Raw genomic sequence first — 20,401 nt, forward strand, 5'->3', positions numbered from 1 at the left:
GCATGGGCGGTTCGTCCGGCGTGACATTCGACGAGCTTTTGGCTTTGGCCGATCAGGTGTTGTCACAAGGCTGCTGTTCGCGGCCTGACGCTATCGCAACTTTGAGTACCAAGTGTGGCGAGCTCGCATGGAACGAGCTTGCAGCGCACTATGAATGTGCGCTTTGTTTCTTCGATGCCGAGCGGCTGGAAAAGGAAACTCCGCGTCTCGAAAACCCATCGGAGACTGTTCTGGAGGCAGTTGGATGTCGTGGTGTCGCTGAAGCGGCTGCGCTTGCTGCCACCGGTCCGAATGGCTTTCTTGTGGTCGAAAAAACCGTATCAGGCCGGGCAACTGCCGCATTGGCTGTCGCCCGGTCCCGACTTCGGATTATGCGGTAACAGTCTTACGTCGCTGAATAATGTAGGCCACGAGCGTAGCGATCGAAAGCAGAGTTGCGGTCGCTGTGATGACGGCAACATAAGCACTCTCAAAAGCCGCCGATGCCAGCGCCGTCAGAGTTTGTGCATCTGCTGGCGGTAGGGATTGAGCTGCCAGAAGCGCTTCGTCCAGACTATCGCGCACGATTGCGGGGATACCTGCGCCTTCAGGGATCACAAGGCTTGCCGTGTAGAATACGGACAGAATGCTTCCGAAAACCGTGACACCGAGAGCGTTGCCGAGTTCAAAGGAAACTTCTTCAACGGAAGCTGCCATGCCTGCCTTTTCAACCGGTGCATTGGTCATGATCGCCGACGATGCACCTGTCATGGCAGCTCCCACGCCGAAGCCGAGAATCGCAAGCCCGACCAGATAGAACGAGGCCGAAGTCTTGTAAGTCAGAATGTAGACAATAACGCCAAGTGCTGTGATCCCCAGCGACGACCACAGAAGCTTGCCGGTACCAAGGCGCGGCAGCATGATGCCAGCGAGCGGCCCTGCAACGAAAGCGGCCAGAGGAATAGGCAAGATTGATAATCCGGCATGCAAGGGTGACATGCCTTCGATCAGCTGCATGCGCTGGCTGAAGACGAGTTCCATCCCCGTCATTGAACCGGAAGCCACCAGAGCTGCGAAAACACCCATCGAAAACAGCTTGTTGTTGAACAGAGAGAAGTCGATCAGCGGTGCTTCGCTTGCGAGCTGCCTGCGCACGAAGATGAATGATGCGACCAACCCGATTGCCAGCGCGGCTGCAAATACGGTCATGGATGCATCGCGCTTTGCGAGTTCCTTCACGGCATAGGTGAGTGCAATCAATCCAACCATAATCTGGATCGAACCGATCAAATCCCATTTGCGCCTGGAGCCGAGCGGACGATTTTCAAGTGTGAAGACGGAGAGTGACAGCGCAACCAGTACGACGGGTACGTTGATAAGGAAGACCGATCCCCACCAGAAATATTCCAGCAGAACGCCGCCTGCCACAGGGCCGATGGCGGCACCGCCTGATGCAATAGCCGCCCAGATGCCGATTGCAAGCGAGCGCTCCTTGTCATCGGTGAACGTCAACCGAATGATGGAGAGCGTTGCGGGCATCATCATGGCTGCGCCGCAAGCGAGAAATGCGCGAGCGGCAATAAGGAATTCCGGGTTTGGCGAGTAGGCCGCGCAGAATGAGGCAAGCCCGAAGACTGCGAGTCCAGACATGAACATGCGCTTGTGGCCGACCTTGTCGCCAAGCGTGCCTAGGCCGGGCAGGAGTCCTGCAACGACGAGCGGATAGATGTTCATGATCCAGAGCTTTTCGGAAGCGCTGGCCGCGAGATCGTGGGTGAGGCGGGGTAGCGCCGTATAAAGCACCGTCATGTCCACGACGATCAGAAACAATGCGCTGGAAACAATGGTCAGAACCAGCCAGCGATTTTTCGGCAACATTGGATAGCACCTTTTCAATACGCTTGTATTCAAACTTGCGAGGAGGGCTCACTTAATATAAATCCGTCTGTATGGAAAGTGAAAATTTGCACAGAATAGGCAGGCCGCGCTCAATCGACCGTGACCATGTGCTCGATATGGCTGAAAAGCTCGTCGCCGAAGGTGGGCTGGCGGCCCTCACCATGGATGCCGTCGCACAGGCTTCTGGTGTGACCAAAGGGGGCGTTCAGTATTGCTTCGGCAATAAGGACGGGCTTTTGAAAGCGATGATCGGGCGGTGGGGCGATCGTTTCGACGCACAGGTCGACAAGAAAAAGCAAGGCCGCATGGACGCGCTTTCTCATATCGCCGCCCATATTCGCGTGACCCGCGAAAGCGATGCCGAAGACGACTCGCGCTTTGCGGCCATGATGACCAGTCTCATTCCCAACACCGAACATCTGGATGAAACCCGTCTCTGGTATCGCAAGCAATGGGATGGGCTTGACGTCTCCACACCGGAAGGGCGCAGGACTCGGCTGGCCTTCATAGCCAATGAAGGTGCATTCCTGTTGCGCAGCTTCAATTTCTTCGAACTGACGGATGAGGAATGGCAGTCGATCTTCAACGATATCGAAGAGCTTTTGCCGGAAACGGATTGACTTTCGACATCACGGAAAGTCATGTCCGCAGTTCAGGAAGGGGAAATCGTGACTGTTCATTTCATTGGAGCCGGCCCCGGCGCGGCGGACCTTATCACCGTGCGCGGTCTGCGCCTCATCGAGCAATGTCCTGTCTGCGTCTATGCGGGCTCGCTGGTGCCGAAGGAGGTTGTTGCCGGAGCACCGAAGGATGTGCGTCTGGTCGACAGTTCATCGCTAACGCTGGACGAGATTATCGCTGAGATGGAAGCAGCACATGTGCAAGGCCTCGACGTTGCGCGAGTGCATTCGGGCGACCCGTCGATTTATGGCGCTATGGCCGAACAGATGCGTCGGCTGGACAGTCTAGGCATTCCATATGATGTGACGCCGGGGGTGCCAGCTTTTGCAGCCGCTGCCGCTGCCATGAAGCAGGAACTGACCATTCCCGAGGTCAATCAGACAATCATCCTGACCCGTACCTCGATGAAATCGTCTGCTATGCCTGAAGGCGAAGACCTTACCACACTCGGGCGGTCGGGTGCGACGCTGGTGATCCATCTTTCCATCCGGAACCTCAACAAAATCGAGGCCGAGCTGACACCTCTTTACGGTGCCGATTGCCCGGTGGTTATCGCCTATCGCGTTGGATGGCCTGATGAACAAATTCTACGCGGTACGCTGTCAGACATAGCGGAGAAGGTAGCTGCATTCGGGTTGAAACGTACGGCAATGATTTTTGTCGGGCGCGGACTGGACCCTAAAAGCTTTCGCGATTCAGCGCTTTACCATGAAGCACACAGCCACGCGGCGCGTTCAAAAACCTAGTGCTTTGCGGGCGAATATGATTGCATCTTCTGGTGAAGTGACAACGTTTCTGGCCGCAACCGGTGGACGGGAAATCATCATGACCGGAAGTCCCAGTGCACGGGCAGCCTCGATTTTTGCATAGGAAATGGTGCCGCCCGAGTTGCGGCTGACGATCAGCCCGATCCTGCGGCCTTCCAGAAAACGCTTCTCCGCAGCGTAATCGCCGGGTCTCGCCAGAACGATTTCGCAATCCTGTGGTAGTGCCACATCCGGTGGATCGATCATGCGGATGACGAAATGAACATCAGCGCGCTCCGCGAAAGGCGCGATGTGCTGGCGACCGAGCGCCAGAAATACACGCTCACCGGATGGGATAGCATTTACTGCTTCGGCTTCATCGGAAATATTGATCCAGCGGTCGCCCGGCTTTTCCTCCCAGGCGGGGCGCTCCAGCCTCACCAATGGTATACCGCGCTTGCCTGCCGCCTGAACCGTATTTTGCGAGATGCGTGCTGCATAGGGATGGGTCGCATCAATGATGAGGTCTATCCGTTCTTCGTCGAGATAGGCAGCAAGACCATCAACACCTCCGAAGCCACCGCTTCGAACCGTTCCGGTCAGTTTGGCTGGATTGCTGGTACGCCCGGCAAGCGAGGTAATGGCATTGACGGGCAGCCCTGCGAAGGCCGTTGCAAGTGTCGCAGCCTCGGTCGTTCCGCCGAGAATGAGTATCTTGGGGTCAGACGCGCGCAAGGATATTCCCACTGCGATCAGTTACGATAATCTCGACCGCGACCGGCGCGCCGCGAAGGGTTTCGAGCGCGGTTTCCTTCGCCTTGAGCGCAATTGGCGTGGCCATGTCGAGGCCGATTGATTGAGTCAGTTCAAGCACTTCCAGCGCAGTGTTCGCAAAGAGAATCTGATCCTTCATGCTTTCCGGCGCGCCAGCCTTTTCGGCGATGGTCCAAAGGAAACTCTTGTCCACTTGCGACCGTGAAGAATGGAGGTCGAGCGCACCCTGCGCAAGCTTCGTCAGCTTGGCGAAACCGCCTGCGATCGTAAGTTTGTCGATAGGATGCTCGCGCAGATATTTGAGCACACCGCCAGCGAAGTCGCCCATGTCGAGAATGGCAAAATCGGGCAGATCATAGAGCGCCTGCGCAGCATCCTCGGACGTCGAACCTGTCGCGCCGAGGACATGTTTCTGCCCGGCTGCGCGTGCGACGTCGATGCCGCGATGGATCGAATGTATCCAGGCTGAACAGGAAAACGGGTGGACCACACCAGTGGTGCCGAGAATGGAAATACCGCCGATAATACCGAGACGCGGGTTCCATGTCTTTTTGGCAATCTCTTCGCCGCCGGGCACCGATATCGTAATGACGATATCCGCGGGCAGGCCGTATTCGGCGCAAATCTGCTCGCAGATTTCGGTCATCATACGACGCGGGACCGGATTGATGGCGGCTTCACCCGGAGGAATCTGCAAGCCGAGCCGCGTAACTGTGCCAACGCCTTCACCTGCACGAAAGACGACGCCGGTTCCGGGTGGGGCCGGGAATACGGTCGAGATGATCGTGGCACCATGGGTCACGTCGGGATCGTCGCCGGCATCCTTGATGATGCCTGCCATCGCATAGCCATCGCCCAGCCCTTCATAGGCGAGCTGGAAATAGGGTACTTCCCCCTTGGGCAGAATTATACCGACGGGATCAGGAAATTCACCGGTAATAAGCGCCGTCAATGCGGCCTTGGTGGCAGCGGTTGCGCAGGCGCCCGTGGTCCAGCCGCGGCGGAGCTCGGCTTTTTCCTGACTTTTATTCGTTGGAGCGGTTTCGTCATTCATGGACGCCTTATAATGTATCTGATAGCTGTGCCGCCAGATAGAATAGTGGTTGATGAAAATGAACAAGGCTGAAGAAACGGCTGCATGTGTCATTGCGAGGAGCAAAGTGACCTTGCCTGCGATGGAACCCGGCCATGTCTGGCTCGTTGGGGCCGGGCCGGGCGATCCCGGTCTTTTGACGCTTCACGCTGTCAACGCCTTACAGCAGGCAGATGTCATCGTTTACGACGCGCTGGTGGATGATGCCTGCCTGTCTCTCAAGAATGCGGATGCCGCTCTGGAATATGCAGGCAAGCGCGGCGGCAAGCCTTCGCCAAAACAGCGTGATATATCCCTGCGGCTTGTTGAACTTGCAAAATCGGGAAAGAAGGTGCTGCGCCTGAAAGGCGGTGATCCGTTCGTATTCGGACGGGGAGCAGAAGAGGCGCTGACCTTGGTGGAGCATGGCGTTCCGTTTCGCATCGTTCCCGGAGTGACTGCCGGAATTGGCGGCCTCGCCTATGCGGGTATTGCCGCTACCCATCGCGATATCAATCAATCGGTGACCTTTCTGACCGGTCACGATGCCAGCGGCTCGATGCCTGACGGGATCAACTGGACTGGGATCGCCAAGTCTGCGCCGGTTATCGTCATGTATATGGCGATGAAACATATAGACCTTATCGCCAGGCGGCTGATCGAGGCTGGGCGTTCGCCGGATGAGCCTGTCGCCTTCGTGTGCAATGCAAGCCTCCCCAAGCAGACCGTGCTTGAAACGACATTGGCGCGGGCTGCAAAAGATGTTGAAGCGGCGGGGCTGAACCCGCCTGCCATTGTGGTCGTAGGTGAAGTGGTTCGTCTGCGCGCCGGGCTGGATTGGATGGGTGCGTTGAACGGTAAAATCCTGTCCAGCGATCCGCTTGCCAGACGAAATCAAAATGAGGGAGTGAGAAGCGCATGAAGGGGTTCATGATAGCAGCGCCGGCTTCCGGGTCTGGCAAGACAACGGTAACGCTGGGTTTGCTGCGCGCCCTGAAACGGCGGGGAGAAGCGCTTGCGCCGGTCAAGGCCGGTCCCGACTATATCGACCCCGCCTACCACAAGGCTGCAAGCGGGGTGGATTGCTTCAATCTGGACCCTTGGGCGATGCGCCCTGAACTTATCAGTGCACTGTCCTCCCGCATGACGGAAAGTGGTGCCAAGCTATTGGTTGCCGAGGGCATGATGGGGCTCTTTGACGGAGCGATGGACGGCAAGGGTTCATCTGCCGCTCTTGCCCGGCTTCTCGATCTGCCGGTGGTGCTGGTGGTGGATTGTGCCCGGCAATCACATTCCATTGCCGCTCTTGTCTGGGGTTTCAGCCAGTTTCGCAAGGATGTGCTGATTGCGGGAATCATCCTCAATCGCGTTGGTAGCTCCCGGCATGAGGCTATGTTGCGTGGCGCATTGGAGCCGCTCCGTATTCCGGTTCTTGGTGCATTGCCCCGCGATACTGCTCTTTCCTTACCGGAAAGGCACCTGGGGCTGGTGCAGGCGGGCGAGCACTCCGATCTTGAGAGCTTTCTCGAACACGCTGCAGATGCGATGGAAACGCATATCGATCTGGACGCGCTGCAGACGATCTGGTCGCGACCGAAGCGCTTCGATGCGATGGCCAATGTCCCGCGCCTGAAGCCGCTGGGCAACCACATTGCCGTTGCCCGCGATGACGCATTTGCCTTTGCCTATGCGCATTTGTTTGAAGGCTGGCGCAGGCGAGGGGTGGAGATTTCATTCTTCTCACCGCTCGGCGATGAGTCTCCGAGACAGGATGCCGATGCAATCTATCTGCCGGGCGGCTATCCTGAATTGCATGCAGGGCGTTTGGCGCAGGCAGGACGTTTTCAGGCGGGCATACGCGAAGCTGCAGCCCGTGGGGTAACAGTTTACGGCGAATGTGGCGGCTACATGGTTCTCGGCGAAAGCTTGCGGGATGCAGAGGGTGTCACACACCCGATGCTGGATCTTCTGCCGCTCGAAACGAGCTTTGCAAAAAGAAAGCTGCATCTCGGCTACCGCATGCTGGAACCGCTTGCAGGTGCGCCTTGGACCGAGACATTGAAGGCGCATGAGTTTCACTATGCCAGTATCGTGCGTGAAGGAAAGGCTGATCGTCTTTTCCGTGTGCGTGATGCTGTCGGCGACGATGTTGGCGAGGCAGGCCTGAGAGTCGGCTCCGTTTCAGGCTCGTTCATGCATGTCATCGATTTTTGCGGAGAGAAAGCTTGAGTGCAGAAATCGAGCATGGCGGCGCGCTCGACAAGGCCGTCGCGCGTTTTGGTGGCAGGCCGCAAGACTGGCTCGACCTTTCGACGGGCATCAATCCAGAGCATTTTCCGCTTCCCGAACTGACACCTGAAATCTGGAACCGTCTGCCTGATGAAGGATTGTTACAGGAAACGTTGCGACTGGCCCGCAGCTATTATCGGCTGAACGAGAAAGCACCGATCGTTGCAGCGCCGGGCACGCAGGCTTTGATCCAGCTCGTTCCAACGCTGATCGCGCCGTCGACGGTAGCCATCCTCGGGCCGACCTATCAGGAACACGCTGCCTCGTTCGCCGCTTCCGGCTGGAAGGTTGTGCAATGTGTGACGCTTGATGAAATTCCGAGTGAGGCAACAGCGGCAGTCATCGTTAATCCGAACAATCCAGACGGTCGCGTGATTTCGAAAGAGGCTCTCCTGCAACTTGCACAGAAACTCGGTGCTCGCGGGGGCTTTCTGGTTGTTGATGAGGCGTTCACCGACGCGCATGAGGCCGTCAGCATTGCGGCAAATGCAGAAGATGCACCGATGATCGTGCTGAAATCCTTCGGCAAGTTTTTCGGGCTTGCTGGCGTTCGTCTGGGCTTTGCAATTACAGGCGGTCGTTTTGTTGAAGCGTTGGAGCGGCGGCTTGGACCATGGGCGGTTTCTGGCCCAGCACTGGCAATCGCCAATCATGCTTTCAGCGATGCCGGAACGCTTGCGGATTATCGCACACGTATTGATCTGCGGCGGGCGGAATTGTCGGCTGTTCTGGACAAAAGCGGTCTGAGGGAAATTGGCGGCACGGCGTTGTTTTCTCTCGTCGAACACGTGGGTGCAATCGGGATTTACACCAGATTGTGCGAGAGACATATTCTGATCCGGAAGTTCGATTACGCCCCGCGCTGGTTGCGCATTGGTTTGCCTTTGGATGATGTGGCGCTTGCGCGGTTCGAAAAGGCGTTGAAATTTTGATTCAGTTTTTCTGGTCAAGCTCATGGAAATAAAGCTGATTATTCTTTCGCTGGCGCTTCTTCTGGATCGCTTTGTCGGCGACCCGCCGCAGCTATGGCAGAAGGTGCCGCACCCCGTCGTCCTGTTCGGGAAAGCAATTTCGTGGGGCGAAAAGCGCTGGAACAATCGCAATCTCTCTGCCTCGGTGCTTCGCCGAAACGGCATGTGGCTGACGGTCGGGCTGGTGATGGCCTGTGTGGTTCTGGGGCTCATCCTTGAACTCTCGTTACCCTTCGCCGGGACTGCCGGTGCAGTTGCCGAAATCCTGATCGTGACGGTGCTGCTTGCACAGAAAAGCCTTGCCGATCATGTGCAGGCGGTCGCACTGGCATTGCGTGAGGAAGGGATCGAAGGCGGTCGTCGGGCTGTGTCGATGATCGTCGGGCGCAATCCCGAACATCTCGATGAAGGCGGTGTCAGTCGTGCAGCGATAGAAAGCCTCGCGGAAAACGCTTCAGATGGTATCGTTGCACCTGCGTTCTGGTTTCTGGTCGGTGGGCTACCCGGTTTGTTCGCCTACAAGCTGATCAATACCGCTGATTCCATGATCGGCCATCTGAATGATCGCTATCGTGACTTTGGTCGTTTTGCCGCAAAGCTGGACGATGTCGCTAATTATATCCCAGCCAGACTGACCGGACTGCTCGCCTCCCTTGCCACCGCGATCACGAAAGACAGGCTTTCAGGGAAAGAAGCGTTTTCCGCCATGCGCCGTGATGCACGTCTGCATCGCTCGCCCAATGCTGGCTGGCCGGAATCGGCTTTTGCAGGCGGGCTGGGGCTGGCGCTTGCCGGTCCGCGCCAATATGGGGCGGAGAAAGTCGAAGGGCCGATGCTGAATGCATCCGGCAAGCGCGACGCCAACGCTGATGATATCGATGCCGCGCTTCATCTTTTCTGGTCGACGATGAGCCTGATGACCGGACTGGTGATTGCTGCGAGCCTGATTGGGCTACTTGTCGGCTAGCACGAACCGCTTGCCATCGAACCGCTGCAGGCGGTTCGGGTTGTCGGTTCGGACACCATTGCCATCGAACTTGATCGAGCCGAGAACGGTTTCAAAGGAATTATTGCGGAGTGTGTCGATAATCGGCAGCTTCTGCTCGTCGGCACGCTTGATCACATCCGCAGGGATTTCCGCACTGGCATAACCAATGATTGCATAGGCGTCTGCAAGTTTCCCGGCCTGACGCAATGCATCGATTGCTGGCTTTGCCGTCGAGAGTTCCTGCGGACGGAGCGGGGCAATCATCAACGTGCCTTGACTTAAGGGCTGTGTGCCGGGTGCTGCGTCAAGAAGGCTGCCGCCAGCAATCGTCAGGGAATAGTTGAGCGCGGCAGCGCTTGCGCCTATAGCGGCGATATCGTCGCGCTCACCGCCGACATAAACATGGGTAGCGCCTGCGCGCCGCAACCGGGCGACCAGAGCATTCTGGTTATCGAGACCCGGTCGGTAGGTGTCTGTGAAAACCGGCTGTAGTTGCTGCTCTTTAAGGCTGGCTAAAACGCGTGCAGCTCGTTCACGTCCTTCGATGGTGCCATCATCGATGATTGCAAAAGATTGCGCGCGCCAAAGGCTGCCAAGGAAGCTCCCGGTTGCCTGCGTTTCCTTGTCTAGACCGGTTGCGAGACGGAATACCGCCATCGGCGCGGGCGCACGTCTTTCAGTTAGCGTGGCTTCGCTGACGCCTGATGTCACAACAGGTATGTTGCTGGCTGCGAGAACCGGAAGTGCTGCTTCAAGCGCTTCCGGGCACAGAAAGCCGGTGACGACCCGGACGTTTTCCTTGACGAAGCGTTCTGCGGCTTCCTTGCCGCCTTCAGCATCGCAGCGATCATCGAAAATAACGAGTTCTGCGCCTTTTGCAGTGGCGGCTACACGAGCGCCTTCCGCCAGCTGATTGCCCAATGGAGCGAACGTTCCGGACAGCGGTGCTGCGAGCCCGACGCGCATATCCTCCGCCTGTGCCAGTACTGAACTGGTCAGCAGTGTAAGGATGATACTTGTCAGTACTGCGGTCGGACGTTTCCCAAGCTCGATCACGTGATCCGTCTTCATTAAACAATTCGTGGCATTTTCAACGAAAAGTGGGTAGCTGTTTCCTGGCCTTTGTGCAATGCCCGTTATGTGGGGCCCTTATTTGGGCTCGTTATGCGGGCTTGTTACCAGGGTAGCTGGCTTCAGATAACATGCCATAGGGCGAGACGGATTCTGTTGGACGTGCAAACGATTAAGAACATCATTTCAAGTGCAGCTTCGGTGGAATCCAAGTCCTATCGGGATGCCATGAGTCATTACGCCGGCGCAGTACAGATCGTCACGACTGCCGGTAGTGCGGGAAGGCGTGGTCTGACGCTGACGGCGGCCTGTTCGGTTTCGGATAATCCGCCGACGATCCTGATTTGCCTGCAAAAGATTCATGAAGAAAACCGGCTGTTCATCGAAAACGGCGTGTTCGCCGTCAACACGCTCGCGGGGGCGCACCAACAGCTCGCAGACGCTTTTTCGGGCCGTATCGGCCTGACCCAGGATGAGCGGTTCGAACTGGCGCGCTGGGATGTTCAGGTGACCGGAGCACCCATATTGCAGGGTGCACTTGCTGCTTTCGATTGCCGGGTGGTCAGCGTGCAGGATCACTCCACGCATCACGTCCTTTTCGGGGAAGTCGTGGGCCTGCGGTCCAAATCCGAGGACGAGGCGCTGGTCTATCTCAACAGGCGCTATCATACGCTGGAGCTGTAATCCGATGAGCCATAGAATGTTGAAGTATGGAATAGGTGGCCTGTTTGGGGCATTGTTTCTGTTTTCGACTGTGATGGCATCGGGGGCAGCGTCTTTGCCGCCATACAAGGATGATTATTTCGCCTATCCCGGCATTCTCAGCAGCGCTGACAATGGTGATTACAAGGTTATCGATTACAACGAGATGCGCGATATCAACGGGCGCGATGCGGTGCCTGAAAAGCGCGTGAAAGATGTCTATGTCTCGCTGAAGGCGCGCGCTTACCAGAAGGACGTTACCTTTCAGACTGCTGCCGGGCCGGTGAAGGCCATGACAGCAGGCAAGCGCGAAGGCGCGTCCTTTATCGTCATCTACCTGCATGGTAGGGGCGGTAATCGCCTGCAAGGTATGAATGATTTTACCTTTGGCGGCAATTTCAACCGTGTGAAGAATCTCGCGGCACTGAATGGCGGTCTCTATATCTCGCCGGATTTCAAGGATTTTGCCGATGCGGGTGAGGCGCAGATTGCCGGATTGATCGAAGCAGCCAAGGCATCATCACCGAGCGCTCCGTTGATCCTGTCCTGCGGCTCGCAAGGCGGAACACTATGCTGGCGCATAGCGGCTAATGAAAAGGCGGGGAACCAGCTCGCAGGCCTTATTCTGCTCGGCTCGCTTTGGGATGACGGATTTTTCAAGTCACCCGCATTCAAGAAACGTGTGCCGATCTTCTTCGGACATGGCAGCCGTGATCCGGTTTTTGCAATCGACAAGCAGGAAGCCTTCTATCGCGAGATACGCAAGCGCGCGCCGGGTTATCCGGTCCAGTTCCGGCGTTTCGAAAGTGGTAATCACGGCACGCCGATCCGCATGTCCGACTGGCGCGAGATGCTGAACTGGATTCTAGCAAAACAGTGATGCCAGACTGTGGATGCGAATCGAAATTCTGGCAATGTGACCTTCCTGCCACTCGACAATCGAGCAAAACCGAATAGTTATCGAACTTAAAATTTTACCTACTCAGCAGATCCTATGAGGTAGATCATGTACGGACGCGCCCGCACCGGAGCCCGTTTTCTAGCCATTGCCATGTTGGCCCCGCTTGCCGCTGCCTGCACGACGACTGTACCAACCACGACGGCGACGCCGGGCAAGACCGATGCCCCGATCAGCGCGCCGACGATTTCGATGCCTCGCTTCACGCCGACAGCTTATGTCGATCCGGCGCTCGCGCAGCCTTGCATCACTGCCGCTGCCAACAAGTATTTCCTACCGGAACACGCTATCTCTGCCATCAACTCCCGTCCGGGTGCAGCAGGCGGCACCGATGTCGATCTCAAGGTCGATCTGCGTACCGCTGTTTGCCAGCTGACCGCCAAGGGCGGTGTGCGCGCTGTTATCGATACGTCGCCGAAGAGCGCCGATCAGGTTGCAGCTGAAGCGGCAGCAGCCAAGGCCGATGCAGCCGCCGCTGCCCAGCCGAAAAAGGCTAAGGCGAAGAAGAACTGATTCAACAATCAGGGATAACACATGAAAAAGGCAGGGTTTTCCCTGCCTTTTTTGTTTGTCATTTCTCTGGCTTTTCACCGTACCAGCGCGGTGTATAAACCCACTCCCTGCCATCAGATTTCGCAAAAACTTGCGTGTGGGACGAGCCGACAATCACAACGGTTCGCATATCGACATCATCTGGTGTCAGTGCGCCGAGTGTGGTTGTCCGTGTAGTCTCAGCCGGTCTGCCTATGTCGCGCCCAAGGACAACAGGCGTTTCGGGAGACCGATATTGCCGCAGGATTTCAAGCGCGCGACCAAGCTGATGCGGACGTGCCTTGGAGATGGGATTGTAGAACGCCATGGCGAGATCGGCTTCGGCGGCAAGCGCAAGGCGCTTCTCGATAATTTCCCAGGGTTTCAGATTGTCCGACAGTGAAATGATGCAGAAGTCGTGTCCGAGCGGCGCTCCGATCCGCGATGCGGCGGCCATTGCAGCGGAAATGCCGGGCTGGATGACGAGCTCCACGCCGTGCCATGCCGCATTTTCCGTTTCGTGAAGCGCCTCCACGACTGCCGCAGCCATGGCGAAGACACCGGGATCTCCCGAAGAAACCATGGCGACATGTCGCCCGGAAGCAGCGAGTTCGAATGCATGACGCGCCCGCTGCATTTCTTCCCGATTATCAGTCATATGAACGATCTGATCGGCGCGGAAAGGACGAAGGTTTTCTTCCGCCATCCGCACATAGGTCTCATAGCCGAGAATGTCTTCGGCCTGTTCCAGTTCGTGCTGAACGGCAGGCGTCATTAGCTCTCGTGATCCGGGCCCAAGGCCGATAACGACCAGCTTGCCACGTTTTCGACCGACAAACAGGACATCTGCCGGGGTGGCAGCCACGGCAATGGCAAGCCCCAAGCTCTCCATCAGTTGAACCGGCTGTTCCACCGAATGAAGAACGAGTTCACGAACATCGGTTGCATTCGCCACATAGCGCAGCGGAACACCAATTTTCGCCGCAGCCTCTTGGAGCCGCGGCGAAGTGCAGTCTTTTTCGTGGGCGAGAAGCAATGCCAGCGACGCTGGGGCAATGCCTGCATTGGCGAGAGCATCTTCAATATCGTTCTGAATGTTCTCGCTGACCCTATCGATGCCAATCGCCACACTGCGAGGGTGATAAATCAGCTCGTCTGGCTGGGGCGTGCGGATGTGGGGCGTTATGCTGATCGTCAGCGCACCGTCATTGGCGAAAGGCAGTTTGGAATCTACAAGCCAGCGTGATTTTCCGTCAAGCTGCACCTTCTGTCCCGCAAGCAGGTTCGACGTGAAATTTTTCGCGTCTTCAGGATTGGCAAGGGTCAGTTCGGCAGGCGGGTGCAGCAGATTGATTCCGAACCGCAGTTCGCCGGACGTGGTTATGGCAGGCGCAACCTCAAGTGCTGCCGCAATCTGCTGAGCCATGTCATTGACACCGGAGAGACCACCCAGAAGCGGCACAACTGCGCTTCCATCTTCGGCCACGGCAAGAACCGGCGGTTCGACGCGCTTGTTCTGCAGCAAGGGTGCCAGCGCCCGGATGACGATACCGGCTGCGCAAAGCGCGATGATGGGGCGGCCCTCCTCATAAAGCGACCTGACCGCATCGCCGAAATGCACGAAGGTTTCATCCAGCGACGCAACACGGTTCTGGAGGCCGCGCATTTCGGCGCGTTCCAGCACCGATGCGATCCGCCGCGCGGCAGGAACCGCCGCTTCTCCAAGAACCAGAATTGCGGGAATCACGCGCCGTTCCATTTTTGCCCTGGAACGAGAATGATTGAAAAATAAGGACAGTCGTTACCGTCGACTTCGGCAAGCGGCACAATGCGCTGATTGGCCATGGTGGCGCGCTCGACATAGAGCGCACGGTCCATGAGACCGAGCTCGCCCAGCACAGCGCGAACCTTATCGAGGTTTTTGCCAAGCTTCATGATAGCCGCCGCGCCTGTATCCGCGAGCCGCTGCTTCAGTTCTTCTGCGCTCATGACGCCGGAGAGGACGGACAATGTCTGATTGCGATAGACCAGTGGCGCACCCAGCACAGCCGAAGCGCCAAGAACGGAGCAGACGCCGGGCACGACTTCCGTTTCATACTGGTCCGCAAGCCGGTCGTGAATATACATGAACGAGCCATAGAAAAATGGATCACCTTCCGCGATCACGGCCACATCCTGACCGTTATCGAGGTGGCTCGCTATGGTGCTCGTTATCTCGCCGTAGAAATCGCTGACGATCTGTTCGTAATCCATATGCGCGGGAAGCTTTTCCGTCGTCACTGGATAGATCAACGGCACCAGAACCTGTTCCGCTGAAAGATATTCCTCGACTATTGTAAGGGCATTGCCCTTCTTCCCCTTGGCTGCGTGATAAGCCACAACCGGTGCGCTTTTGAGGAGACGCAGGGCTTTAAGCGTTATCAGTTCGGGATCGCCGGGACCAACGCCCAGGCCAAACAGTCTGCCTTTTACCGTCATTATTCGCGCTCCGACGCGAGCGCATTGACTGCCGCTGCCGTCATGGCGCTGCCACCACGTCTTCCGCGTACAATCACATAAGGTACACCGCGGCTGTTTGTGGCGAGTTCGTCTTTGGATTCTGCCGCGCCGACAAAGCCAACCGGCATGCCGATGATGAGCGCAGGTTTTGGCGCGCCAGCATCCAGCAATTCGAACAGGCGGAAGAGGGCGGTCGGTGCATTGCCGATTGCAACAATGCTGTTGCCGAGATGCGGGAGCCAGAGGTCGAGCGCTGCAGCTGAGCGGGTATTGCCGATCTTCGTTGCAAGCTCGGGAACCGATGGGTCGTTCAGCGTGCAGATGACTTCATTATTGGCAGGCAGACGAGAGCGTGTAATACCCTCTGCCACCATGCGTGCATCACAGAGAATGGGCGCACCGGCGAGCAGAGCATCGCGTCCGGCTTTGCCAGCGCCTTGCGAGAAAGCGAGGTCATTGACCACATCCACCATGCCGCAGGCATGAATGACACGGACTGCAAGCTTTTCCAGATCGGCTGGTATCCGGCTTAGATCGGCCTCGGCGCGAATGATGGCGAAGGACCGGTCGTAAATGGCCTGTCCATCGCGAATATAGTCTGTCATGGTGACCGCTCTAATCAGTGTCGGGCGTTCAGAAGGCACGCCGCTTCGTCAATGGTGATATCAGTCGCCAATAGCCGTCCAAAGCGCGATGGTCCAGCCCCGTCTTGCGGAAACGTCTCTTGCGCGTAAAGATCGTAGCGACCTGTCGAGCGCGCCAGAAGCGTGTGCGGCAAAGGTGCAAGTGCTGCGCATGACTTGGCGCATCCCGTGATATGCACGGATGATTTTCCCGGCGCCAGATATGTTGCTAGCCTTTTACCGTCTGTCTGTGTGTCGGCGAGTGCGGAGACGCAGCCATTTGATCCCGAACAGGCACGAAGCCGCGCCTGTGGGGATTCGGCTGTTGTCTCAAGGTCAAGCGAACGGAGCCTTTCGGTCAAGTCGATAGTCTGGGTTTCGCCTACATAAGGCAGGATAACGCCTTGCCACGGCGTAAGGCGCAGTTCACGCCTTCCGCTGTCGGAGAGGTCTGCCAGACCTGCTAGTTGCTGCGGTGTCAGCCGTCCCAGGAGCGGCATGGCGCCAACATAAAATGAACCGCCAGACTGCTGGTTGTTGCCGAGATGCGAAAATGGCATCGGTGCCTTGCGCTTCCAGCCGATTGCGGGATGAATCGGGAACGACAATTCCCGGTTCAGACCTGCCACAAACTTGGATGCTGGGATGGCTTCAAACAGATGTTTCATCCGCGCAAAACTGCCATGGCGTAAAAAACGATGCAGCATCGCTTCGATGAAGGGCAGGGCATGTTGTGCGTCTACAGCCCCCAGCGCTTCCCTGTCGGGAGACGAAGCAAGGCCAAAAGCAAAGGTTTCGCCGTCTATCGCCGAAAGCCAGATGTCACCCGGATGAGAAATCATCGCGCAGTTTTCGCCACCGTCGATTTGCAGCGAGAATTTCGGCGACAGGGCATAAAAAGCCTCATTCGCCTGCAGCGTGTCCAGCACAGACGATGCCAGTCCGGTGACGTCGCATATCTGGCCCCGGTCAATGCCAGCCGTGGGGCTGACCAACACGTTGCGAATATCATCCGCGCCGGGATTGTCGGCGCCAAGGCCAGCCTCGTGAAGTGCCGCGATAACATCGTCCCAATGTCTAGGCGCAATACCGCGCAACTGGATATTGGAGCGAATCGACAGCTCTATCGCGCCTGCATCGAAACGTTCGGCTATTGCTGCAATTGAACGCGCCTGATCGGCAGAAAGGCGACCGAGCCTCAGTTTGATACGGGCAATAGCCCCATCCCTGGCCATAACCATACGCGAAAGACCGGGGCAGGCGTTGCGCCTGTCGGGTTGGGCTTGCCGCGACTGAGTGATTTGCTGGCTCGACATTTCAGCCTTATACGCCTTGCCGCTTGCACTTGCTACTGCCCCGCCATACGAACAGGGAAAAGGAGCATCGCGCATGGCAGGCTGGCTGACAGTGATCGGGATCGGTGAAGATGGACTGGATGGGCTTGGGAAAACCGCGCTCGCAGCGCTCAACTCTGCTGCGGTCATTTTTGGCGGCAAGCGCCATCTGGGCTTTCTGAGTGGCAATATCAAAGCCGAGCGCGTGGCCTGGCCATATCCATTCGACGAAGCTTTCGCGATGATTGAGGCGTATCGCGGCCAGCCGGTGGTTGTGCTGGCAAGCGGCGATCCAATGTTTTTTGGTGTGGGAGCGACTTTGTCCCGGCATTTCTCGCCGGAGGAAATGCTTGTTCTTGCCTATCCGTCCTCTCTTTCACTCGCCGCTGCGCGCATGGGCTGGCCTCTTCAGGATGTGCGGTCTGTTAGCGTGCACGGTCGCCCGTTCGAATTGCTGTTTCCGCATATCTTGCCGGGCGAGAAATTTCTTGTGCTCAGCAACGACGGTTCGACGCCAGCCAAAGCCGCGGCAATGCTCACGGATAAAGGTTTTGGCCAAAGCCTGATGACGGTGCTTGAACATATTGGCGGGCCAAAGGAAGGCCGGGTTCAGGGTTCCGCCGAAAACTGGTCCCATGAGCGATGCGCCGATCTCAATGTACTGGCGATTGAATGTGTCGCTGCGCCGGATGCGCGCGTGTTTTCTCCCGTCGCGGGTCTGCCCGATGAAGCGTTTGAGAATGACGGACAACTGACCAAGCGCGACGTTCGTGCTGTCACTCTATCGCGATTGCAGCCATTGCCGCGTCAATTGCTTTGGGATGTCGGCGCCGGTTGCGGATCGATCGGCATTGAATGGATGCGTGTTCATCCTTCATGTCGCACGATTGCCATAGAAGCGGACGAACAGCGGCAGGGGATGATCGAGCGAAATCGCGCGGCATTGGGTGTCCCCGGATTGCAGTTGGTCAAGGGCGGGGCGCCCTGTGCACTGGAAGGGCTGGAAGCGCCGGATGCGATCTTCATCGGCGGCGGTGTAACGGATGACGGCGTTCTGGAAGCCTGCTGGAACGCGCTGAAACCGGGTGGCAGGCTTGTCGCGAATGCAGTGACCTTGCAAAGCGAGATGCTGCTTTTCAACTGGCGTGAGAAATTCGGCGGAGAATTGACGCGTCTTGGCGTTGCACAAGCGGGTGCACTTGGCTCTTTCGATGTCTGGCGACAGGCACTGCCCGTCACAATTTATTGCGGGTTCAAATCGAAATGATGACTTGAATAGTCATGTTATATTCGGGTAAGGCTGGGGAAATTGTTTCCCAAAGGAGGACGGGGCATGTCCGAACTCAACGCCAATACCCGCTTTGCGCTCACAAATGCCGGTCATGTGGTCAATCAGCTCCTCGATCATTTTGTCGAGCATGCCGACGTGCATCGGCAGGGCAGCACGGCCAAGCTGGTGCTGAGCTTCGGTCAGGCTGATGTGCAATGGGATGATGAAACGGTTAGCGTCGACGTCAAAAGCGAGGACGAAACCGGTCTTGCCTATATGAAATATTCCATCGCAGAGCATGTGTTGGAATTTCTCGACAAGGGCAGCGCCAAACCGAAAATCATCTGGGAAGGTGATGGGGCCGCCGGGTTGCCGCTGCCTTACTTCCGCGAGATGCAGGTCGTTGCAGTATCGAACGTAACGCCGCATATGCGTCGTATTCGTCTGAAGGGCGACAACCTGTTCCGCTTCTCGCAGTTGGGTCTTCATATCCGCCTGCTGTTTCCGCCGGAAGGTCTTGCTAAACCGCAATGGCCCACAACCGGCGAAGATGGCCGTCCTGTCTGGCCGGATGGCGAAGCCAAGCTTGCCACACGTGTCTATACGATCCGCAACATCGATAGCGTAGCCGGCTGGGTGGATATCGATATGGTCGTCCATGGCGATGATTGCGACGCGCCGGGTTCCGGCTGGGCTGTCAGCGCCAAGCCGGGCGATATTGTCGGGATGACGGGGCCGGGCGGTGGCGATGCGGGCGATGCGAAGTGGTATCTGCTTGCGGGTGACGAAACCGCGCTACCTGCCATCGGGCGCATTCTGGAGCGTCTGCCGGAAGGGACCAAGGCGGTCGTGCGCGTCGAGATCGGCAGTGCTTCAGAACAGCAGGAACTTGTCTCGCGAGCTGATGTCGATCTGCAGTGGCTGAACCGCGATGGCGCGGAAGCCGGAACGACGACATTGCTGCAGGATGCGGTGCGCGTGGTCGAACTACCGGAAGACGAGGAAGACATTTACGTCTGGGCCGGTTGCGAGTTCAACGCATTCCGGTCGATCCGCACCTATATGCGCAAGGAACGTAATGTTGCGAAGGATCGCCAGCTTATTGTCGCCTATTGGCGGCGCGGGCAGGATGGCGACACACCGCGCAAGGCATCCGACGATTGATGCAATGAAAAAGGGGACCGGCAGGTCCCCTTTGTTTTTTCGCATGTCTTTATCCCCCAAACCGATTGCCACTTTTGGGAGACAAGTTTTTGCTTTACCTGCGGAAGCCTTCACTCGCCTGCATCAGGTTCTTCGTATAGTCGGCATGGATATTGCCGCTGACAAGATCGTCTGCCTGCAGCTGTTCCACGACCTCTCCATTACGCATGACAGCAAGCCGGTCGCACATATGGGTCACAACGCCAAGGTCGTGGCTGACCATGACGAAGGTCAGGTTACGGTCACGCCGAACCTGCTCCAGCAGATTCAGCACTTCCGCCTGAACCGATGCATCGAGCGCCGAGGTCGGCTCATCGAGCAGCAATATGCTGGGTTCAACGATCAGGGCGCGGGCAATGGCAATACGCTGACGCTGGCCGCCTGAAAGCTGGTGCGGATAGCGAAAGCGGAAGCCGGAACCGAGGCCGACTTCATCGAGCGCCTTCACGATGCGCTGTTCAGTGTCGCCGACGCCGTGGATGGCAAGCGGTTCCAGCAACAGCCGGTCCACCGTTTGCCGGGGATGCAGCGAGCCATAAGGGTCCTGAAACACCATCTGGACATTGCGATAGAATGCCTTGTCGCGCGGCGTCTTCAGCAATTGCCCATCTATGCGGATTTCGCCGTCTTCAACGGGTGCCAGTCCTGCAACGGCACGTAGCAGGGTCGACTTGCCGGAACCGGATTCACCCACGAGGCCGTAGGATTCGCCGCGCGCTACGTCGATGCTCACCGATTTCAGCGCATGGAAATGGTCGAAATAGACGTCGATATTGTCGACGCTCAGTGCAGATGCCGTGCTCATAGTTTC

Annotated in this window: 21 protein-coding genes; 12 read left to right on the forward strand and 9 right to left on the reverse strand. The window is 57.3% G+C overall.

The features are described 5' to 3' along the window. The first annotated feature begins 2 nt into the window (after positions 1 to 2). Complete coding sequence (locus tag AAE521_RS12485; protein ID WP_071630095.1) at positions 3 to 380, forward strand: cobalamin biosynthesis protein; 378 nt, start codon at positions 3 to 5, stop codon at positions 378 to 380. Here the strand turns inward: AAE521_RS12485 and AAE521_RS12490 are convergent. Then, positions 370 to 1,857, reverse strand: coding sequence for an MFS transporter (locus AAE521_RS12490; protein ID WP_071630096.1), 1,488 nt, complete (start codon positions 1,855 to 1,857; stop codon positions 370 to 372). The genes AAE521_RS12485 and AAE521_RS12490 overlap by 11 nt on opposite strands. 86 nt (positions 1,858 to 1,943) lie before the next feature. Between AAE521_RS12490 and AAE521_RS12495 the strand changes: the two genes are divergently transcribed. Both AAE521_RS12495 and cobM read left to right on the forward strand, forming a co-directional pair. Continuing rightward, positions 1,944 to 2,498, forward strand: coding sequence for a TetR/AcrR family transcriptional regulator (locus AAE521_RS12495; RefSeq protein WP_235817396.1), 555 nt, complete (start codon positions 1,944 to 1,946; stop codon positions 2,496 to 2,498). 48 nt (positions 2,499 to 2,546) lie between these two features. Next, positions 2,547 to 3,305: a precorrin-4 C(11)-methyltransferase gene (gene cobM, locus AAE521_RS12500; protein ID WP_342061476.1), complete on the forward strand. Its 759-nt coding sequence runs from the start codon at positions 2,547 to 2,549 to the stop codon at positions 3,303 to 3,305. Here the strand turns inward: cobM and AAE521_RS12505 are convergent. After that, a complete protein-coding gene (locus AAE521_RS12505; RefSeq protein ID WP_071630097.1) occupies positions 3,294 to 4,040 on the reverse strand; it encodes a cobalt-precorrin-6A reductase in 747 nt (248 codons plus the stop codon). The genes cobM and AAE521_RS12505 overlap by 12 nt on opposite strands. Next, a complete protein-coding gene (locus tag AAE521_RS12510; RefSeq protein WP_342061449.1) occupies positions 4,027 to 5,133 on the reverse strand; it encodes a cobalt-precorrin-5B (C(1))-methyltransferase in 1,107 nt (368 codons plus the stop codon). The genes AAE521_RS12505 and AAE521_RS12510 overlap by 14 nt, the downstream gene beginning before the upstream one ends. A 58-nt stretch (positions 5,134 to 5,191) precedes the next feature. Here AAE521_RS12510 and cobA point away from each other — a divergent pair, with 58 nt between their 5' ends. From cobA to cbiB, 4 genes are read left to right on the forward strand one after another with little or no spacing between them, the layout of a single operon-like run. Then, on the forward strand, positions 5,192 to 6,073 hold the full coding sequence (gene cobA / locus AAE521_RS12515) for a uroporphyrinogen-III C-methyltransferase (RefSeq protein WP_342061450.1): 882 nt from the start codon (positions 5,192 to 5,194) through the stop codon (positions 6,071 to 6,073). Continuing rightward, positions 6,070 to 7,380, forward strand: a complete 1,311-nt coding sequence (locus AAE521_RS12520; RefSeq protein ID WP_071630099.1) for a cobyrinic acid a,c-diamide synthase CobB — start codon at positions 6,070 to 6,072, stop codon at positions 7,378 to 7,380. The genes cobA and AAE521_RS12520 overlap by 4 nt, the downstream gene beginning before the upstream one ends. Further along, positions 7,377 to 8,372 carry a threonine-phosphate decarboxylase CobD gene (gene cobD, locus AAE521_RS12525; RefSeq protein ID WP_071630100.1) on the forward strand — a complete coding sequence of 332 codons (996 nt, stop codon included), beginning with the start codon at positions 7,377 to 7,379 and terminating at the stop codon, positions 8,370 to 8,372. The genes AAE521_RS12520 and cobD overlap by 4 nt, the downstream gene beginning before the upstream one ends. A 22-nt stretch (positions 8,373 to 8,394) precedes the next feature. After that, on the forward strand, positions 8,395 to 9,378 hold the full coding sequence (gene cbiB / locus AAE521_RS12530; protein WP_342061451.1) for an adenosylcobinamide-phosphate synthase CbiB: 984 nt from the start codon (positions 8,395 to 8,397) through the stop codon (positions 9,376 to 9,378). Here the strand turns inward: cbiB and AAE521_RS12535 are convergent. Next, positions 9,364 to 10,455, reverse strand: coding sequence for a branched-chain amino acid ABC transporter substrate-binding protein (locus AAE521_RS12535; RefSeq protein WP_342061477.1), 1,092 nt, complete (start codon positions 10,453 to 10,455; stop codon positions 9,364 to 9,366). The genes cbiB and AAE521_RS12535 overlap by 15 nt on opposite strands. A 177-nt stretch (positions 10,456 to 10,632) precedes the next feature. Here AAE521_RS12535 and AAE521_RS12540 point away from each other — a divergent pair, with 177 nt between their 5' ends. The 3 genes from AAE521_RS12540 (at position 10,633) to AAE521_RS12550 (ending at position 12,643) form a co-directional block, all read left to right on the forward strand. After that, positions 10,633 to 11,154, forward strand: a complete 522-nt coding sequence (locus AAE521_RS12540; RefSeq protein WP_342061452.1) for a flavin reductase — start codon at positions 10,633 to 10,635, stop codon at positions 11,152 to 11,154. Positions 11,155 to 11,158: 4 nt separating this feature from the next. After that, positions 11,159 to 12,052, forward strand: a complete 894-nt coding sequence (locus tag AAE521_RS12545; protein ID WP_371264570.1) for an alpha/beta hydrolase — start codon at positions 11,159 to 11,161, stop codon at positions 12,050 to 12,052. 126 nt (positions 12,053 to 12,178) lie between these two features. After that, positions 12,179 to 12,643: a hypothetical protein gene (locus AAE521_RS12550; RefSeq protein ID WP_010659856.1), complete on the forward strand. Its 465-nt coding sequence runs from the start codon at positions 12,179 to 12,181 to the stop codon at positions 12,641 to 12,643. Between the two features lie 58 nt (positions 12,644 to 12,701). Here AAE521_RS12550 and cobJ read toward each other — a convergent pair whose 3' ends face one another. The 4 genes from cobJ to cobG are packed head-to-tail and all read right to left on the reverse strand — an operon-like array spanning position 12,702 to position 17,099. After that, entirely contained in the window at positions 12,702 to 14,420 is a 1,719-nt protein-coding gene (gene cobJ / locus AAE521_RS12555) for a precorrin-3B C(17)-methyltransferase (RefSeq protein ID WP_342061453.1), read from the reverse strand. Beyond that, on the reverse strand, positions 14,405 to 15,139 hold the full coding sequence (locus AAE521_RS12560) for a precorrin-2 C(20)-methyltransferase (RefSeq protein WP_071630103.1): 735 nt from the start codon (positions 15,137 to 15,139) through the stop codon (positions 14,405 to 14,407). Before AAE521_RS12560 ends, cobJ begins: the two co-directional genes overlap by 16 nt. After that, positions 15,139 to 15,765: a precorrin-8X methylmutase gene (locus AAE521_RS12565; RefSeq protein ID WP_043063115.1), complete on the reverse strand. Its 627-nt coding sequence runs from the start codon at positions 15,763 to 15,765 to the stop codon at positions 15,139 to 15,141. The genes AAE521_RS12560 and AAE521_RS12565 overlap by 1 nt, the downstream gene beginning before the upstream one ends. A gap of 14 nt (positions 15,766 to 15,779) precedes the next feature. Continuing rightward, entirely contained in the window at positions 15,780 to 17,099 is a 1,320-nt protein-coding gene (gene cobG, locus AAE521_RS12570; RefSeq protein ID WP_342061478.1) for a precorrin-3B synthase, read from the reverse strand. Between the two features lie 73 nt (positions 17,100 to 17,172). On the opposite strand from cobG, the gene cbiE reads away from it, so the two are divergent. Both cbiE and AAE521_RS12580 read left to right on the forward strand, forming a co-directional pair. After that, positions 17,173 to 18,384, forward strand: a complete 1,212-nt coding sequence (cbiE, locus tag AAE521_RS12575) for a precorrin-6y C5,15-methyltransferase (decarboxylating) subunit CbiE (protein ID WP_342061454.1) — start codon at positions 17,173 to 17,175, stop codon at positions 18,382 to 18,384. Positions 18,385 to 18,450: 66 nt separating this feature from the next. Continuing rightward, the gene (locus AAE521_RS12580) at positions 18,451 to 19,551 is read left to right on the forward strand and encodes a siderophore-interacting protein (protein WP_071630106.1); all 1,101 of its coding nucleotides are present in this window, start codon (positions 18,451 to 18,453) and stop codon (positions 19,549 to 19,551) included. A 94-nt stretch (positions 19,552 to 19,645) separates the two neighbouring features. Here AAE521_RS12580 and AAE521_RS12585 read toward each other — a convergent pair whose 3' ends face one another. Then, the gene (locus AAE521_RS12585; RefSeq protein WP_029928879.1) at positions 19,646 to 20,395 is read right to left on the reverse strand and encodes an ABC transporter ATP-binding protein; all 750 of its coding nucleotides are present in this window, start codon (positions 20,393 to 20,395) and stop codon (positions 19,646 to 19,648) included. Positions 20,396 to 20,401 lie beyond the last annotated feature (6 nt).

It is taken from the genome of Brucella cytisi (genome assembly GCF_038433355.1).
GTDB classification, from domain to species: Bacteria; Pseudomonadota; Alphaproteobacteria; order Rhizobiales; family Rhizobiaceae; genus Brucella; species Brucella cytisi.

Bases quoted from the DNA above. Each gene is read 5' to 3' on its own strand.
- cobA (WP_342061450.1), top strand. From the start codon at position 5,192: ATGAACAAGGCTGAAGAAACGGCTGCATGTGTCATTGCGAGGAGCAAA.
- AAE521_RS12585 (WP_029928879.1), bottom strand. From the start codon at position 20,395: ATGAGCACGGCATCTGCACTGAGCGTCGACAATATCGACGTCTATTTC.
- AAE521_RS12520 (WP_071630099.1), top strand. From the start codon at position 6,070: ATGAAGGGGTTCATGATAGCAGCGCCGGCTTCCGGGTCTGGCAAGACA.
- cbiB (WP_342061451.1), top strand. From the start codon at position 8,395: ATGGAAATAAAGCTGATTATTCTTTCGCTGGCGCTTCTTCTGGATCGC.
- cobG (WP_342061478.1), bottom strand. From the start codon at position 17,099: ATGTCGAGCCAGCAAATCACTCAGTCGCGGCAAGCCCAACCCGACAGG.
- AAE521_RS12560 (WP_071630103.1), bottom strand. From the start codon at position 15,139: ATGACGGTAAAAGGCAGACTGTTTGGCCTGGGCGTTGGTCCCGGCGAT.
- AAE521_RS12565 (WP_043063115.1), bottom strand. From the start codon at position 15,765: ATGACAGACTATATTCGCGATGGACAGGCCATTTACGACCGGTCCTTC.
- AAE521_RS12490 (WP_071630096.1), bottom strand. From the start codon at position 1,857: ATGTTGCCGAAAAATCGCTGGCTGGTTCTGACCATTGTTTCCAGCGCA.
- AAE521_RS12545 (WP_371264570.1), top strand. From the start codon at position 11,159: ATGAGCCATAGAATGTTGAAGTATGGAATAGGTGGCCTGTTTGGGGCA.
- cbiE (WP_342061454.1), top strand. From the start codon at position 17,173: ATGGCAGGCTGGCTGACAGTGATCGGGATCGGTGAAGATGGACTGGAT.
- AAE521_RS12580 (WP_071630106.1), top strand. From the start codon at position 18,451: ATGTCCGAACTCAACGCCAATACCCGCTTTGCGCTCACAAATGCCGGT.
- cobJ (WP_342061453.1), bottom strand. From the start codon at position 14,420: ATGGAACGGCGCGTGATTCCCGCAATTCTGGTTCTTGGAGAAGCGGCG.
- AAE521_RS12485 (WP_071630095.1), top strand. From the start codon at position 3: ATGGGCGGTTCGTCCGGCGTGACATTCGACGAGCTTTTGGCTTTGGCC.
- AAE521_RS12550 (WP_010659856.1), top strand. From the start codon at position 12,179: ATGTACGGACGCGCCCGCACCGGAGCCCGTTTTCTAGCCATTGCCATG.
- AAE521_RS12510 (WP_342061449.1), bottom strand. From the start codon at position 5,133: ATGAATGACGAAACCGCTCCAACGAATAAAAGTCAGGAAAAAGCCGAG.